Source organism: Sphingobium sp. (assembly GCF_041987595.1).
GTDB lineage: Bacteria > Pseudomonadota > Alphaproteobacteria > Sphingomonadales > Sphingomonadaceae > Sphingobium.
The window spans coordinates 1-14,745 of the sequence record NZ_JBHIWJ010000097.1; the positions used below are offsets into that span (position 1 = coordinate 1).

At 68.5% G+C, this 14,745-nt stretch carries 14 protein-coding genes; 7 read left to right on the forward strand and 7 right to left on the reverse strand.

What is annotated here, in order from left to right; all coding sequences use genetic code 11:
- Positions 1 to 889: phospholipase D-like domain-containing protein (locus tag ACFC3J_RS18375; protein WP_375197521.1), on the forward strand; the 889-nt coding region annotated here is incomplete at its 5' end.
- A 3-nt stretch (positions 890 to 892) separates the two neighbouring features.
- Here ACFC3J_RS18375 and smc read toward each other — a convergent pair.
- The 4 genes from smc to ACFC3J_RS18395 form a co-directional block, all read right to left on the reverse strand.
- Positions 893 to 4,333 carry a chromosome segregation protein SMC gene (smc, locus tag ACFC3J_RS18380; RefSeq protein ID WP_375197522.1) on the reverse strand — a complete coding sequence of 1,147 codons (3,441 nt, stop codon included), beginning with the start codon at positions 4,331 to 4,333 and terminating at the stop codon, positions 893 to 895.
- Positions 4,334 to 4,413: 80 nt separating this feature from the next.
- Positions 4,414 to 5,148 (reverse strand): thioredoxin domain-containing protein, encoded by a 735-nt coding sequence (locus ACFC3J_RS18385; RefSeq protein WP_375197523.1) that lies wholly within the window; start codon positions 5,146 to 5,148, stop codon positions 4,414 to 4,416.
- A 48-nt stretch (positions 5,149 to 5,196) separates the two neighbouring features.
- Positions 5,197 to 5,868 carry a thioredoxin domain-containing protein gene (locus ACFC3J_RS18390; RefSeq protein WP_375197524.1) on the reverse strand — a complete coding sequence of 224 codons (672 nt, stop codon included), beginning with the start codon at positions 5,866 to 5,868 and terminating at the stop codon, positions 5,197 to 5,199.
- A gap of 44 nt (positions 5,869 to 5,912) precedes the next feature.
- Positions 5,913 to 6,473, reverse strand: a complete 561-nt coding sequence (locus tag ACFC3J_RS18395) for a DUF721 domain-containing protein (protein WP_375197525.1) — start codon at positions 6,471 to 6,473, stop codon at positions 5,913 to 5,915.
- Between the two features lie 26 nt (positions 6,474 to 6,499).
- Between ACFC3J_RS18395 and ACFC3J_RS18400 the strand changes: the two genes are divergently transcribed.
- The 4 genes from ACFC3J_RS18400 to ACFC3J_RS18415 are packed head-to-tail and all read left to right on the forward strand — an operon-like array spanning position 6,500 to position 10,668.
- Positions 6,500 to 7,570, forward strand: a complete 1,071-nt coding sequence (locus ACFC3J_RS18400) for an A/G-specific adenine glycosylase (RefSeq protein ID WP_375197526.1) — start codon at positions 6,500 to 6,502, stop codon at positions 7,568 to 7,570.
- A complete protein-coding gene (gene nudC / locus ACFC3J_RS18405; protein WP_375197534.1) occupies positions 7,557 to 8,492 on the forward strand; it encodes an NAD(+) diphosphatase in 936 nt (311 codons plus the stop codon). The genes ACFC3J_RS18400 and nudC overlap by 14 nt, the downstream gene beginning before the upstream one ends.
- A gap of 45 nt (positions 8,493 to 8,537) precedes the next feature.
- A complete protein-coding gene (locus tag ACFC3J_RS18410; RefSeq protein WP_375197527.1) occupies positions 8,538 to 9,884 on the forward strand; it encodes a TldD/PmbA family protein in 1,347 nt (448 codons plus the stop codon).
- A complete protein-coding gene (locus ACFC3J_RS18415; protein ID WP_375197528.1) occupies positions 9,871 to 10,668 on the forward strand; it encodes a 3'(2'),5'-bisphosphate nucleotidase CysQ in 798 nt (265 codons plus the stop codon). Before ACFC3J_RS18410 ends, ACFC3J_RS18415 begins: the two co-directional genes overlap by 14 nt.
- A 52-nt stretch (positions 10,669 to 10,720) precedes the next feature.
- On the opposite strand, the gene ACFC3J_RS18420 is transcribed toward ACFC3J_RS18415, so the two are convergent.
- A complete protein-coding gene (locus ACFC3J_RS18420) occupies positions 10,721 to 11,386 on the reverse strand; it encodes a GDSL-type esterase/lipase family protein (protein WP_375197529.1) in 666 nt (221 codons plus the stop codon).
- A 168-nt stretch (positions 11,387 to 11,554) separates the two neighbouring features.
- Between ACFC3J_RS18420 and ACFC3J_RS18425 the strand changes: the two genes are divergently transcribed.
- Positions 11,555 to 12,514, forward strand: a complete 960-nt coding sequence (locus ACFC3J_RS18425; protein WP_375197530.1) for an acyltransferase family protein — start codon at positions 11,555 to 11,557, stop codon at positions 12,512 to 12,514.
- 4 nt (positions 12,515 to 12,518) lie between these two features.
- On the opposite strand, the gene ACFC3J_RS18430 is transcribed toward ACFC3J_RS18425, so the two are convergent.
- Both ACFC3J_RS18430 and purD read right to left on the reverse strand, forming a co-directional pair.
- Positions 12,519 to 13,040, reverse strand: coding sequence for a hypothetical protein (locus ACFC3J_RS18430; protein ID WP_375197531.1), 522 nt, complete (start codon positions 13,038 to 13,040; stop codon positions 12,519 to 12,521).
- Between the two features lie 63 nt (positions 13,041 to 13,103).
- Positions 13,104 to 14,387, reverse strand: coding sequence for a phosphoribosylamine--glycine ligase (gene purD / locus ACFC3J_RS18435; protein ID WP_375197532.1), 1,284 nt, complete (start codon positions 14,385 to 14,387; stop codon positions 13,104 to 13,106).
- A gap of 7 nt (positions 14,388 to 14,394) precedes the next feature.
- On the opposite strand from purD, the gene ACFC3J_RS18440 reads away from it, so the two are divergent.
- Positions 14,395 to 14,745 (forward strand): exodeoxyribonuclease VII large subunit (locus tag ACFC3J_RS18440; protein ID WP_375197533.1); only part of this gene is annotated, 351 nt, incomplete at its 3' end.

Sequence of the window (14,745 nt, forward strand, 5' to 3'; positions counted from 1 at the left end):
GCTGAAGGCGCTGGAGCGCAGCGCCCCGGGCCATCTGCTGGCCGGCGGCGATGCGCTGGCGCCGGTCGAGGGCGTGGAGGATTGCTGGCCCGACGCGCTGTCGGTGCAGTTCGAAAATGTGGACGTCGCGATCGCCCGCTCCGCGCCGGAGATGGAGGATCAGGCGCCGCTGATCGAGATCGAGAAGCTCTATGTGAACCAGATCGCTTCGGCGAAGACGTCCATCTATGCCGAAAGCCAATATTTCGCGTCCCGCCGCATTGCCGAGGCGATCGCGGCGCGGCTGGGCGAAGCGGACGGGCCGGAGATCGTCATCGTCAATCCCCAGCAGGCCGATGGCTGGCTGGAGCAGCAGGCGATGGATACCGCCCGCGCCCGGTTGTTCGAGGCGCTGAAGGCGCGGGATGCCTATGGGAAGCTGCGGCTTTACCACCCTTTCACGGCGCGGGGCGAGCCCATCTACGTCCATGCCAAGGTGCTGATCGTCGACGACCGGGTGCTGCGGGTCGGCTCGTCCAACATGAACAACCGCTCCATGCGGCTCGATACCGAATGCGACGTGACGATCGATGCGGCGCTGCCCGCCAATGCCGGGCGGGAAGGGGTGATTTGCGGGATTCGCGATGACCTGATCGCCGAGCATCTGGACCTGCCGGTCGAGCGGGTGGCGGCGGTGATCGCCGAGCGGGGGCTGATCCCGGCGATCGAGCAGTTGCGCGACAGGCCGGGGCGGACGCTGCGGCCATATGTCACGTCGAATCTCAACGATGTGCAGGCGTGGCTGGCGGACAATGAGGTGCTGGACCCCGAAGGGCCGGGCGAGATGCTGGAGCCGATCGCCGAGCGCGGGCTGTTCCGGCGGATGCGCGGGTGGATGGAGCGGGGCTGAGCCCTATTCGGCGGCCAGCAGCGCCTCCGCGCCGCCCAGATTGACCGAGACGAGGCGGCTGACCCCGCGTTCGACCATGGTGACGCCGAACAGGCGGTGCATGCGCGCCATCGTCACCGCATTGTGGCTGACGATCAGATAGCGGGTGTCGGTCTGCCCCACCATCGCGTCGAGCAGGTCGCAGAACCGCTCGACATTGGCGTCGTCCAGCGGCGCGTCGACTTCGTCCAGCACGCAGATCGGGGCGGGGTTGGTCAGGAACAGCCCGAAGATCAGCGCCACGGCGGTCAGCGCCTGTTCGCCGCCGGACAGGAGCGTGAGCGCAGCCAGTTTCTTGCCCGGCGGCTGGGCCATGATCTCAAGGCCCGCTTCCAGCGGATCGTCGCTGTCGATCAGCTCCAGATGCGCCTGACCGCCGTTGAACAGGGTGGTGAAGAGGCGGCGGAAATGGCCGTCCACCGCCTCGAACGCGGCGAGCAGGCGCTGGCGGCCCTCGCGGTTCAGGCTGCCGATCGATCCGCGCAGGCGGTTGATCGCTTGCGTGAGTTCCTCGCTTTCGGCGCGGCTGGTGGCCTGGGTGGCTTCCAGCTCCTCCAGTTCCTGCGCGGCGACGAGGTTGACCGGCCCGATCCGCTCGCGCTCGGTGGAGAGGCGGTCATGCTCGGCCTGTTCGCTCTGGGCGATTCGGATGTCGGCGCTGGAAAAGCCCAGCTTTTCCGGCAGGACCGGGGGCGGACATTCGAAGCGCTCGCCCGAGAGGCGGTTGGTTTCGACGCGTTTTTCATCGGCCGCCTCGGCGCGGGCGACGGCGGTGGCGCGGGCCTCGCGGCATCCCGCGAGGGTTTCGCCCGCCTGCGAAGCGCGCCGTTCGGCGGTGCGCAGGGCGGCTTCGGCCTCGCTTTCCGCGTAGCGGGCGGCGTCGGCGGCCTCCGTCAGCGCGTTGCCCTGTTCGCTCAAGCCCGCGATGGCGGCGGCGAGGCGGTCGGGCTGGTCGGCGATTTCGGCGCGTTCCTGCGCGATGGCTTCGCCCCGTTCGACCATGGCGGCGATGCGCTTGGCCGCTTCGCCTGCGCGGGCGCGCCAGCCTTTCGCCTCCGCATCGGCGGCGGCCATGCGTTCGCGGTCGCTGGCAAGCGCGCGGTCGGCCAGCGCCTGATCGGCCTGCAACTGGCTGACGGCGAGGCGGGCCTTTTCGCTCGCCTGTTGCAGCGTGGCGACGAGAGTGCGGGTTTCCTCGCCGTCGGGCATGGCGGCGCGGCTGGCCTCGGCCTTGTCATATTCGGCCTGCGCGGCATGCAAGTCGGCGCGGGCTTCGGCGAGGCGCTCCTCGATCGCTTCGCGGCGGCCCGACAGCCGCTCGATCGCGGTGGCGGCTTCGTCGGCGGCGCGCAGGGCGGTGCGCAGGCGCTGATCGGCGCTGCCAAGCTGCGCGCGGCCGGTGGCGAGCGTCTGGGCGGCGTCGCGTTCGCGGGTCGAGGCGGCGTCCTGCGCGGTGCGGGCGCCTTCGACTTCGGCCTCGGCGGCGGGGCGGGCGGTGGCGATGGCTTCCAGGCGGTTGAGGCGGATCAGCCGTTCGGCCGCCGCTGCGCCGCCTTCGGCGGCGACATAACCGTCCCAGCGGCGGAGCTGGCCGTCCTTCGTCACGAGCCGCTGGCCGACGGCGAGGGGCTGGCCGTCATCGCTGTCCGCCACCGCGACCTGCGCCAGACGGCGGGCCAGTTCGGCGGGCGCGGTGACATAAGCGGAAAGCGCCGTGCAGCCCGCGGGCAGGGCGGGATCGCCGTCGAGCGCGGTCGCGCCGGCCCAGCGGCGCTTGCCTTCCGCGGCAATCGGGGCCTCCAGATCGTCGCCCAATGCGGCGGCCAGCGCCCGTTCATAGCCCGGAGCGGCCTTCAACTGGTCGAGGGCGCGGCTGCGGTTGTTGGCGCCGCTGTCGACGGCGCGTTTGAGTGCGGCGGCTTCGCTGTCGAGCGCGGCCAGTGCGGCGCGGGCGGAGGAGAGCGCGGCTTCGGCGCCGGCGCGGGCCTCGGCGGCCTCGGCGCGGCTGGTTTCGGCGGTGCGGATCGCGGCTTCGGCGGCGTCGCGGTCGGCGCTGGCCTGCTGCCCAGCGGTCAGGGCCTCGCCGCGTTTGGCTTCGAGCGGGGCGGCGTCGGGCAAGGCGGCGGCTTCGGCTTCCAGGCGGTCGGCTTCGCGCTGGGCGCGCTCGGCGGCGCGGGCGGCGGCCAGCGCGGCTTCGGCGACGCGCAGTTCGGCCTGTTCGCCCGCCTGCTTCGCCATGGCTTTGGCGAGATCCAGCTCGGCGTCGCGGGCGGCGTCCTCGGCGCGGGCGATGCGTGCCGCGAAATCGGGGCGCATCGCTTCTGTCTCCGCGATGCGGGCCTTGAGCGCGGCGATTTCGCCGGTGAGCCGGGCAATCGCCTCCGCCGCGTCATTGGCAAGCGTGCCTTCGCGTTCCCGGTCTTCTTCCAGCCGGTCGGCCTGCTGCGCGAGATCGTGGAGGCGGCGCACCACGCCGTCGCGCTCGGTGCGCAGGGCCGTGAGCCTGTGCCCCGCTTCGCTGGCAGCGTCGCGGGCGGTCTGGGCGGCGGCGCGTTTTGCGGCCAGCGCCTCGACGGCGGCATTGGCGTGGACGGCGGCGGCGGCCTGCGCCTCCTGCGCGGCGACGACGGCGGTTTCGGCCTGCTTCGCCTCCGTGCGGGCGGCGTCGGCGCTGGCGGCGGCCTCACGCCAGCGGGCGAAGAGGGTGCGCGCCTCGGCGATGCGGATCTGTTCGGACAGGCGGATATAGCGCTCCGCCGCCTTGGCCTGACGGCGCAGGCTGTTGGCGCGGGCGTCCATGTCGGACAGAATCTCGTCCAGCCGCATCAGATTGGCTTCGGCGGCACGGAGTTTCTGTTCCGCATCCTTGCGGCGGACGTGGAGACCGGAAATGCCCGCCGCTTCCTCCAGCATGGCGCGGCGTTCCTGCGGGCGGGCGGCGATGACGGCGGCGATGCGGCCCTGGCTGACCAAAGCGGGACTATGCGGGCCGGTGGCGGCGTCGGCGAAGATCAGCGCCACATCCTTGGCGCGGACGTCGCGGCCATTGGCCCTGTAGGCGCTGCCCGCGCCCCGCTCGATCCGGCGGGTGACTTCCAGCTCGCCGTCGGAGCCGACCTCGACCGCGTTGAACAGCTCGCCCTGTTCCTGAATGGTGAGCAGGGAGACTTCGGCGAAATCGCGCTGGGGGCGGGTGGAGGTGCCCGCGAAGATCACATCCTCCATGCCGCCGCCGCGCATCGACTTGGCGCTGGATTCGCCCATGACCCAGCGGATCGCTTCGAGCAGGTTCGACTTGCCGCAACCGTTCGGCCCGACAATGCCGGTGAGGCCGGGTTCGATGCGCAGCTCCGTCGGATCGACGAAGCTCTTGAAGCCCGAAAGTTTGAGGCGCCTTATCTGCATGAGAGTCGGTCGGGGCAGCGATATGCCGCCCCGCCCTCAGCGGGAAGCCGGATCGACGATGTCAGCCCCCTTTTATCCAATCAGATACCCGCGTCCTTGAGCTTGGTGCGCAGCGCCGGCCAGGCGGCGGTGTTTTCCACCATCACGCCATTGAGAATGAAGGTCGGCGTGCCTTCGATCTTAAATTGCTGATTGGCGTCTTCCACGCCCTTGGCCAGCTTTTCGGCGGCGGCGGTATCGGCCAGACACTGTTTGGCCTGATCCTCCGCGATGCCGCGCTGCTTGGCGAAGTCGACCAGCCCGATGGCGGCCGCCAGCTGGCCGAAGCGTTGCGCCGGGGGTGCGCTCATCAGCGCTTTGTATTTCTCGTCGCCCAGCGCCTGCGCTTTTTCGAACATGGCATTCTGGTTGGCGAAAAACTGTTCGGACAGGGGATAGAAAATATCCTTCCCGCCGCAGCGCGCCAGCAACGCGGTCGAAATGTCGATCGGGTCGCGCACATAGTTGCGGAATTCGAAGCTCATCTTGCCGCTGTCGACGATCTGCCTGAGTTCCTCGGCCGATTCATGGGCGAAATCGCGGCAGTGGGAGCAGGTGTAGCTGCCATATTCGATCAGCTTCACCTTCGCATTGGGATTGCCCATGACGAAATGGCCGTCGGGCGTCGTCGCGATGGTTTCCGACCATTTGGTGCCGGCGGGCGCAGCGACGGCGGCGACCGGATCGGCGGAGGTCAGGCTGGATCCGTCCTTCTTGCCGCACGCGGCGACGGTCAGGGAAAGGGCGATCAGGGCAAGTCCGGAAAGGGCTTTCACGTTGTTTTGGCTCCGCTTGTCGGGCGAGTGGTCGGGGAACTGTTTAGATTACTGCGCCACGTCGGGCAATGCGGCCTGAAGATGGGTCCAGTCGGACCCCCGGACCAAAGTGCCGTTCAGGGTGAAAGCGGGGGTGCCGGAAATCTGCACCTTGTTCCACGCCTCGTCGGTCATGGCGAGGATTTGCTTCATGGCGGCGGGGCTGGCGATGCAGGCGTCGAGCTGGGCAGGGGTGAAGCCGCGCTTGGCCATCAGCGCGTAAAGGCCGGTCTTTTGCCCGATGTCGCGCAGGGCGGCCTTCTGGTCGGCGGGCTTGGCGGCGTCCCTGTCATAGGCCTGCAGCTTTTCCATCCAGGCGTCCTGATTGGCGAACAGCGCCTCATGATTGCCGAAGAAGCGCCTCGGGCCGCCGCAGCGGGCCAGCAGGGCGGCGGTCAGGTCATATCTGTCGCGCACGGCGTTGCGCACCTCGACGCTGACCTTGCCGGTCCTGACGTAATTGGCCTTGAGCGGACCGCTCGCCTCCCCCACGAAATGGGCGCAGTGGGAGCAGGTGTAGCTCACATATTCTACCAGCTTCGATGGGGCGGCGGGGTTGCCCAGCACATGGCCGCCGATGGGCGAGAGGGCGACCGCACTCACCCAATTGGCGGCGGGAGCGGCGAAAGCGCTCGCGGGAATGGCGAGCAGGGCAAGCAGAGCCAGGCGAAATTTCGTCATGCGATATCCCATGAAGCGCCGCCCCTGTACGGCGATTGAACCGATCAGCTGATCTTGGGCAAGCCGCTGGAATTGGCAAGCCCCTGCGCGAGCGATTCGAGCACGGCGCGCAGTTCGGGATCGCCGATGTCGCGCAGCGAATCGCCCAGTTCGACCGGAATGGGCTTGAGGTTCCTTGGCGGCGGCCGGCGTTCCGGTTCGGCCGGGCGGATCATGCCCTGTTTCATCGAGACCCTGGCGACGGCGGCATAGCCGAAAAAGCGGTTCACCCGGTCGACAATGTCCGGCAGCACATGCTGGATCATCGGCGCATGGCCGCTCATCACCGTGAGTTGCAGCGTGCCGCCCGCCTTCTTGCCCGCGGGGAAACGGATCGATTCGGGTTCGCTGATGGCGGCATAATGGGCGCCGACAATCTCCGCCCAGCGGGTGACGATGCTGGACTGGACGAAGCCGAACTTGCGGAAGGCGGCGGCGCCGATGGCGGGCATCAGGTCCGCGATCCGGCGCGGGGCGCCGACGCGGGGCCGGTCTTCGTCCCGCGTCTTGCGGCCTTTCATTTTTGGGGGCGCGCTGTTTTTAGAGGGCGTTGGGCGTTCCGTCATCGGCATCTTAATGGCATAGGGCTGGCATGCGCGTCGAGGGTATAGCCAGGAAAATCGCAGGCGATCTGCTCGCGCACTATGATGTCCATGCGCGCAGGCTGCCGTGGCGCGCGCCGCCGGGGGCCAATGCCGCCGACCCCTATCGGGTGTGGCTGTCGGAGGTGATGCTCCAGCAGACGACGGTGGCGGCGGTGGGACCCTATTTCGCGAAGTTTACGGCGCGTTGGCCCGATGTCGCCGCATTGGCGGCGGAGGAGGATGCCGAGGTCATGGCCGCCTGGGCGGGGCTTGGCTATTATGCCCGTGCCCGCAATCTGCTGGCCTGTGCGCGGGCGGTGGCGGGCGAGCATGGCGGCATGTTTCCCGATACCGAAGAGGGGCTGCGCGCTCTGCCCGGCGTGGGCGCCTATACGGCTGCAGCTGTGGCGGCGATCGCTTTTGGGCGGCGCGCCGTGGTGGTGGACGCCAATGTCGAGCGGGTGGTGGCGCGGCTCTTTGCCATCGACACGCCCTTGCCGGCAGGGCGGGCGGAGATTCGGGCGGCGACCGATGCGATCACGCCCGATCTGCGCGCCGGGGACTTTGCGCAGGCGATGATGGATCTGGGCGCGACCATCTGCACGGCGCGGAACCCGGCCTGCGGCATCTGCCCCTTGCGCGAGGATTGCGCGGCGTTCGGAACCGCCGATCCGGCGGCCTTCCCGGTCAAGGCAGCGAAAAAGGCCAAGCCGCATCGGCTGGGCCATGGCTGGTGGATCGAGCGGCCGGACGGGCATGTCTGGCTGGTAAGGCGGCCGGACAAGGGGATGCTGGGGGGCATGCGCGCCCTGCCGTCCTCCGACTGGAGCGAGGCGCCCGATGCGACGCCGCCCCTTGCCGCAAGCTGGCGCAGGCTGGCTGCGCCGGTCGCGCATGTCTTTACCCATTTCTCTCTGGCTTTGACGGTGCATCATGCCCATGTCGGTCAGGATGCGACGCCGCCCGGAGAGGGCGAATGGTGGCCGGTGGCCGAGATCGGGAGAGCGGGCCTGCCGACCCTGTTCGTCCGCGCAGCCGAAATGGCGATGAAGGAGAATGTCGACGATGCACGGCCGTAACAGCCCGGAATCGCAGCTTTTGGGTTATGCCGGGGGGCGCCTTGACCGGGTCGATCATATCCGCACGAACCCGGCCCTGCTGGCGGAGGCCTTTGCCTCGCCGCTCGCCCGCCGGCTGATGCTGGAGGGGCTGGATCCGGTCGTGGCCCACGGCCATCTGGTGATGGAGCCGCTGCCGGCCGATGCCCGCGCCGATGATTTCGTGTTGCTGGGCGTCGATGAACGCGAGCGGCCGATCTTCGCCGAGCTGCTGGTGGAGGCGGCCGACGGCTTCCTTGCCTCACCGCGCAGCCGGGGGGCGGCAACGGAGGTGCCGGGGCATGAGGCCGCCCTCTATGGCGCAGCGCGCAGCCTGCTCTCCTGGCATGCCCGGCACCGCTTCTGTTCGGTCTGCGGGCAGCGCTCGGCCCCGGCCAAGGCGGGCTGGTCGCGCAAATGCGGCGCTTGCGGGGCTGAGCATTTCCCGCGGGTTGATCCGGTGGTCATCATGCTGGCCGAACATGACGGCCGGGTGCTGCTGGGGCGGCAGCACAGCTGGCCGGAGGGGCGCTATTCCGCGCTCGCCGGTTTCGTCGAGCCGGGCGAAACGCTGGAAGAGGCGGTCATGCGCGAGATCAGGGAGGAAGCGGGCGTCGCGACCCATGGCGTAAGCTACGTCATGAGCCAGCCCTGGCCCTTCCCCTCCTCGCTGATGATCGCCTGTATCGCCCGGGCCGACGACGATGCGCTGAAGCTCGACGAAACCGAGATAGAACATGCTTTCTGGTGCGATGCCGCAGGCGTGCGCGCCGCGCTTGCCGGAGAGGAGGGCGCGCCCTTCGTCGCGCCGCCGCCCATGGCCGTGGCCTGGCATCTCCTCCGGCATTGGGTTGAAGGGGTAGGGCCGGACGGGCAGGTTGCCGACCCGGACCCAAGCGCGTAAGGCCGGTCCTCTCGCATCTGTTCAGTTCAGGATTATATTTCCCCCATGCTCAGCCTCGAAGAAGCCCAGTCGCGCGCGCAGGATCTGGTGACGGCGGCGCGCCGGGCGGGGGCGGACGCGGCCGACGCCATCTATGCCTGCAACGCCTCGACCAACGTATCGGTGCGGCTGGGCGCGCTGGAGGATGTCGAGCGGTCGGAGGGCGAGGAAATCGGCCTGCGCGTCTTTGTCGGCCAGCGGTCCGCCAGCATCGCCGCGTCGGACATGAACCCGGCGACGCTGGCGACGCTGGTGGAGCGCTGCATCGCCATGGCCCGCGAGGCGCCGGAAGACCCCTATGCGGGTCTGGCGCCGGAGGACCGGCTGCTCAGGAAGAAGCTCCCCGCGCTCGATCTGGCCGATCCGTTCGAGCCGGAACCCGCGCAGCTCAGGGAACGTGCCCTGATTGCGGAGGAAGCGGCGCGGGCGGTGCAGGGCGTCACCAACAGCGAGGGCGGCGGCGCGGCGACCGGCCGCAGTCAGATGGCGCTGGCGACCAGCCATGGTTTTGCCGGGGCCTATGCCGGGACGAGCCATTCGACCTGGGTGAGCGTGCTCGCCGGAACCGGCGCCGCCATGCAGCGCGACCATGCCAGCCACAGCGTCCGCCATCTGGAGGATCTGGACGATGCCGAGGCGGTCGGCACCCGCGCCGGGCATCGCGCCGTGGCGCGGCTCCATCCGGTGAAAGTCGAAAGCGGCGTCATGCCGGTCATCTTCGACCCGCGTATCGGCTCCAGTCTGGTGGGTCATCTGATCGGCGGCATGGTCGGCCCGGCGATTGCGCGGCGGTCGAGCTTCCTGCTGGACTCGCTCGGCGAAGCGCTGTTCGATGCGGGCGTCACCATCATCGACGATCCTTTGCGGGTGCGCGGGCTGCGCTCGCGGCCTTTCGATGGCGAAGGGCTGCCCGTCGAGCGGCGCGCTCTGATCGACGCGGGCGTGCTGACGGGCTGGCTGATGGACAGCGCCTCGGCGCGGCAGCTGGGCCTTGAACCGACGGGCCATGCGAGCCGGGGCGGCAGCGGCGCGCCGGGCGCAGGCGTCACCAATGTTCATATGGAGCCGGGCACGCTCTCGCCCGGCGGCCTGATGGCCGACGTCAAACGCGGCCTCTATGTCACCGAACTGATCGGCATGGGCGTCAACGGCGTCACCGGCGACTATAGCCGGGGGGCGGCGGGCTTCCTCATCGAAAATGGCGCGGTCGGCCATGCCGTGTCGGAAATCACCATCGCCAGCAATCTGAAGGACATGTTCCGGGCGCTGGTGCCTGCCAACGACCTTGTCTTCCGCTATGGCATGAACGTGCCGACCATCCGCATCGACGGGATGACCGTTGCCGGCGGCTGATATCCCCCTGCGTCAACTGGTTTCGGTCGTCTCCGACGCGGCCGACCGCGCGCTGACGCTCTGGGCGGGCGGGCAGACGCAGGTGCGCCAGTGGGAAAAGGTGCCCGGCCATCCGGTGTGCGAAGCCGATCTGGAGCTGGACGCGATGTTGCGCGAGCGGCTCGCGGCGCTCGATCCGTCGGCGGGCTGGCTGTCGGAGGAAACCGCGGACACCGTGCACCGGCTGAACCTGTCCCGCGTCTGGGTGGTGGACCCGATCGACGGCACGCGCGATTATCTGCGCGGCAAGCCCGGCTGGGCGGTATCGGTCGCGCTGGTCGAGCATGGCGAGGTGCAGATCGGCATATTGGCCGCGCCCGCGCGCAATGAGCTGTGGGTGGCGCGGGCGGGCGGCGGCGCCACCCGCAACGGCCGGACCCTGCGGGCGGGACCGCGCAGCAGCCTACCCGGAGCGCGCGTGCCTGCGGATCAGTTGCCGCGCTACGACCGCGATCTGGTGACGGTGGACAAGCCCAACAGCATCGCGCTGCGCATGGCGATGGTGGCCGCGGACGAGGCCGATCTGGTCGCGACCGTGCGCTGGGGCAATGAATGGGATGTCGCCGCCGCCGCGCTGATCGCGCAGGAGGCGGGCGCGATCGTGACGGATGCGCTCAGCAACCCCTTTTCCTTCAACCGGCCGCAACCGACCGCCTTCGGCCTGCTTTGCTCGGCCCCGGGCATCCATGCCGCCGCCGCCGAGCGGCTTGCGCCGCGTGCGCGGGAGATATTGGGACGGGGCTGATGTCCCTGCCCATCCGCTGTCCGCCGGACGAGTCCATCCGGTTTGAAATCGATCAAGGCGCGCAGCCCCGCAGGCTATCCGCCGGCAGGATTTCGCCCAGCCGCCTGCGCACGACCCCGGCCCAGATGCGGTAACCCGCGGGGTTCATGTGCACGCCATCGGGATGGTAATTGTGGCCCAGTCTGCCGTCTTTCAGCAGCGGACCGGCAATGTCCGCATAATAAGCGCGCCGCGCATGCGGGATCAGACGCTGTGCCGCCGCGTTGAACAATTGCTGGTCGCGAAAGCTGGACCAGCGGGTGGGGCTGGGCTTCATCGACAATATCAGCACCGGCACGTCCCCCATCATCCGGCTGCGCAGGTCGAGGAAATGCGCCAGTTCGCGGATCACGGTGCGGACGGGGGTGCCGTTCGCGATGTCGTTTTCTCCGGCGTAGAGGATGATGGCGGCCGGGCGCGGATCATCCTTCGCATTGGCGAAGCGCGGCAGGAGGTCGGCGAAGGTCGCATTGTCGATGCCGCGATTATGCGTGGTCCAGGGCGCCATGTCCTGACCAAGACTCGTCCAGCGATGCATGGAAGAACTGCCCACGAACCAGAGCGAACAGGCGCCCTGCCGCGGATTGTCGTCGGGCAGGGTGGCGGTGGACTGTCTGTACTGCTGAACGGCAAGCCATCCGCCGACGATCAGGCAAAAGACGAGGGCCGCCAGCATCATCTTGGCCAAGGGCGAGGCGTCGAGACGTCGTAGCGGAGGCATCCCCATCGAAAGTTATACCTAAAGCCTTTTTTCTTGCTGGAAAGCGCTCATTTCCGTCGTTCCGCCTTAATAATGTTGCAAGGATTGTAACGCTATCGTTCCGACCGGGGCTCTGGGGCAATTTTCGTGGGCAAGAATCCGTCTATCGACCTGCTGAAGGGCGTGTTGATCCTGCTCGTCATGAGCGGGCATGTGATGGAGCTGGTCGGCGGCCATGATCTGGCGCTGTGGGTCGGTTCCGGCTTTCGCATGCCGCTGATGGTGGGCATTTCCGGCTATCTGCTGAACGTCACCCGCACCCGCACCGCGTCCGCGCCGGACCTGCTGTCGCGTTACGGCAGGCGGATGCTGCTGCCCTGGGCCTTTGCCGGGATCGTCTATATGCTGATCAGCGGCGAGGCCCTGCGCTGGAGCCTGCCTTTCGACCTTCTGTTCCGGCCGCCCTTCCACCTCTGGTATGTGCCCGCGCTGTTCTTCCTGGTCATGCTGACCCGGCTGTTGCCCTTTTCCCCCCTGGCGCTGCTGGCGATCGGCGCGCCGGTCAGCCTGTCGATCTTGTATGGCTTCGGGCTTGGCCATGGGCCTGTCGGCGACAGCCTGTTGTCGCTCGACAGCCGGTTCCTGCGCTATCCGGTCTATTTCTTCTTCGGCATGCTGGTGGCCGAACGGCCGGTGTCGCGCCGCGATCTGCCCCTTGCCCTGGCCGTCGCCATGCTGGGGCTGGTCTGGTGGTCGGGCCTTTATGATGCGGGCGATAATTTCGCCTATGTCCCGGCGCGGCTGCTGATGAATCTGGGGCTGATCGCGCTGCTGCCAGCCCTGTCGGCGCTGCGGGTGGATTTTGCGCCGGTCAATGCGATCGGGCGCGACAGCCTGTTCTTCTACCTCTGGCACCCGCTGATCATGGGCGTTGTTATCATGACCGACGTGGGGGCGCTGGCGACGCTGGCGCTGTCGATCCTGCTGCTGGCCGCCGCCAACCGGCTGGCGGCGCGCAGCGCGCTGCTGCCCATCCTGTTCGGCAGCCTGCCGGAGCGGCGGGGCGCGGCATCGTCCGCGCTGCCCCCGGCTCCGCTACCGGCCTGACGGTTCAGATCTTGCCATATTTGGCTTCGAACCCGGCAATATCGCCAGCGGCGAGATATTTTGCCTGATCCACCCACTGGTCGCGCACCGGGCGGCCCTTGAAATTGCCCAGCCGGGCATCGATGGCGGCGATGTCCGCCTCGCTCCAGCCCGCAATCTGGGCATAGCGGGTGACGCCCAGTTCGGTCAGCAGGCTGCTCAGCTTGGGACCCACGCCCTTGAGCCTCAGCAGATCGTCGGCGCCGTCGACCGGCGCCGCGACGGCCGGAGAAGTCGGGATCGGCTGAGGCGCGGGCGGCGCCATGACGGGCTCCGGCGCCACTGCGACCGGCTCCACCGGGGTTGCGGCCACCGGCTCTACCGGGGCCACCGCCGGAGCGGCGACGGGCGCAGCCACCGGCCTGACATCGACCGGGGCCGGCGGCTCGGCAGGCTTGCTGCGTCCCGACAGCAGGAAGACGATGCCGATGATGACCAGCAGCGCGATCAGCAGCCACAGGCCATAGTCCATGAAAAATTCTTGCATCGATCGTCCCTCCCTGACTGACTTTGCCTTATTTAAGGGCGCTTGACCGCAGGCGGCAAGGGGTCAGCGCGCCGCTTCCTCGCGCGCGACCTCGCGCCAGCCAATATCCCGGCGGCAGAAGCCGGTGGGAAAGCCGATCGCGTCGACAGCCCGGTAGGCCGCTTCCTGCGCCGCCTTCACCGTGTCGCCGGTGGCCGTGACGTTGAGGACGCGGCCGCCATTGGCGACGATCGCGCCATCCCTGTCCGCCGTGCCGGCGTGGAAAACGCGGGCGCCGGTGGCCTCCGCCGCGTCGATGCCGGTGATCGCGCCGCCCTTTTCGGGGGTGCCGGGATAGCCGTTGGCGGCCATGACGATGGTGAGCGCGGCCCGCTCCGCCAGCTCCACCGGACCCTGATCGGCCAGCCTGCCCTGCGCCACGGCAAGCAGCAGTTCGACCAGATCGCCGTCGAAGCGCATCATCAGCACCTGACATTCGGGATCGCCGAAGCGGGCATTATATTCGATCAGCTTCGGCCCTTCGGCGGTCAGCATCAGACCCGCATAGAGCACGCCGCTATAGGGCATGCCCTCGGCAGCGAGCGTGTCGACGGTCGGGCGCAGGATCTTTTCGATCACCTCCGCCTCCAGTTCCGGCGTCAGCACCCGCGCCGGGCTGTAGGCGCCCATGCCGCCGGTATTGGGGCCGGTGTCACCGTCGCCGACGCGCTTGTGGTCCTGCGCCGATCCGAAGGGCAGGATCGCGCTGCCGTCGGTGAGCGCGAAGAAGCTCGCCTCTTCGCCGGTCATGAATTCTTCCAGCACCACTTCGGCGCCCGCCGCGCCGAACGCGCCGGAGAACATGTCCTCGATCGCCTCGACCGCCTGCTGCCGGGTTTCGGCGATGATGACGCCCTTGCCCGCTGCCAGGCCGTCGGCCTTGATGACCACCGGCAGGCCGAAATCGTCGAGCGCGGCGATCGCGCCATCCTTGCTGGAGAGGCGCTCATAGGCGGCGGTCGGGATATTGGCGCGCTTGCAAAGGTCCTTGGTGAAGCCCTTGGATCCTTCCAGCTGCGCCGCCTTCCTGCCGGGGCCAAAGACCGGATAGCCCTTCACCCGCAGATTGTCGGCCAGGCCGTCCACCAGCGGCGCTTCCGGGCCGATCACCACCAGGCCGATCGAATGGCGCAGGCAGAAATCGACGACGGCGCGATGATCCGTGGCATCAAGGTCGACCAACGTCGCATGCTGGGCTATGCCGGGGTTGCCCGGCGCGGCATAAAGGGTGGTGAGGGCGGGCGATTGCGCCAGCTTCCACGCCAGCGCATGTTCGCGGCCGCCGCCGCCCAACAGAAGGATGTTCATTTCGCCCATGTCCCCGGAATATGAAGCTGGTTTCGATGTCTCGGGGCGCCTGTTAGCGGAGGAACGCTCAGGGGACAACGCGCCGCCGCTTTCGGTGAGCGAATTGTCGGCCGTGTTGAAGCGCACGGTCGAGGACCGTTTTGGCCATGTGCGTATCCGCGGCGAGATTTCGGGGTTCAAGCGGGCGGCTTCCGGACATCTCTATCTCTGCCTCAAGGACGACAGCGCCGTCCTGCTCCGCATCGCGGAAACCTACTCCATGATGGGCGAGGATTCCGACGCCGAGCACTTCGAGAAGCTTGCCAGAAGCCTCGGCGCGGGGCCGTCCTCGGCGGCTCCGCAGACCTCGCCGGCAGCA

Bases quoted from the DNA above. Each gene is read 5' to 3' on its own strand.
- smc (WP_375197522.1), bottom strand. From the start codon at position 4,333: ATGCAGATAAGGCGCCTCAAACTTTCGGGCTTCAAGAGCTTCGTCGAT.
- ACFC3J_RS18390 (WP_375197524.1), bottom strand. From the start codon at position 5,868: ATGACGAAATTTCGCCTGGCTCTGCTTGCCCTGCTCGCCATTCCCGCG.
- ACFC3J_RS18395 (WP_375197525.1), bottom strand. From the start codon at position 6,473: ATGACGGAACGCCCAACGCCCTCTAAAAACAGCGCGCCCCCAAAAATG.
- ACFC3J_RS18400 (WP_375197526.1), top strand. From the start codon at position 6,500: ATGCGCGTCGAGGGTATAGCCAGGAAAATCGCAGGCGATCTGCTCGCG.
- nudC (WP_375197534.1), top strand. From the start codon at position 7,557: ATGCACGGCCGTAACAGCCCGGAATCGCAGCTTTTGGGTTATGCCGGG.
- ACFC3J_RS18410 (WP_375197527.1), top strand. From the start codon at position 8,538: ATGCTCAGCCTCGAAGAAGCCCAGTCGCGCGCGCAGGATCTGGTGACG.
- ACFC3J_RS18420 (WP_375197529.1), bottom strand. From the start codon at position 11,386: ATGATGCTGGCGGCCCTCGTCTTTTGCCTGATCGTCGGCGGATGGCTT.
- ACFC3J_RS18430 (WP_375197531.1), bottom strand. From the start codon at position 13,040: ATGCAAGAATTTTTCATGGACTATGGCCTGTGGCTGCTGATCGCGCTG.
- purD (WP_375197532.1), bottom strand. From the start codon at position 14,387: ATGAACATCCTTCTGTTGGGCGGCGGCGGCCGCGAACATGCGCTGGCG.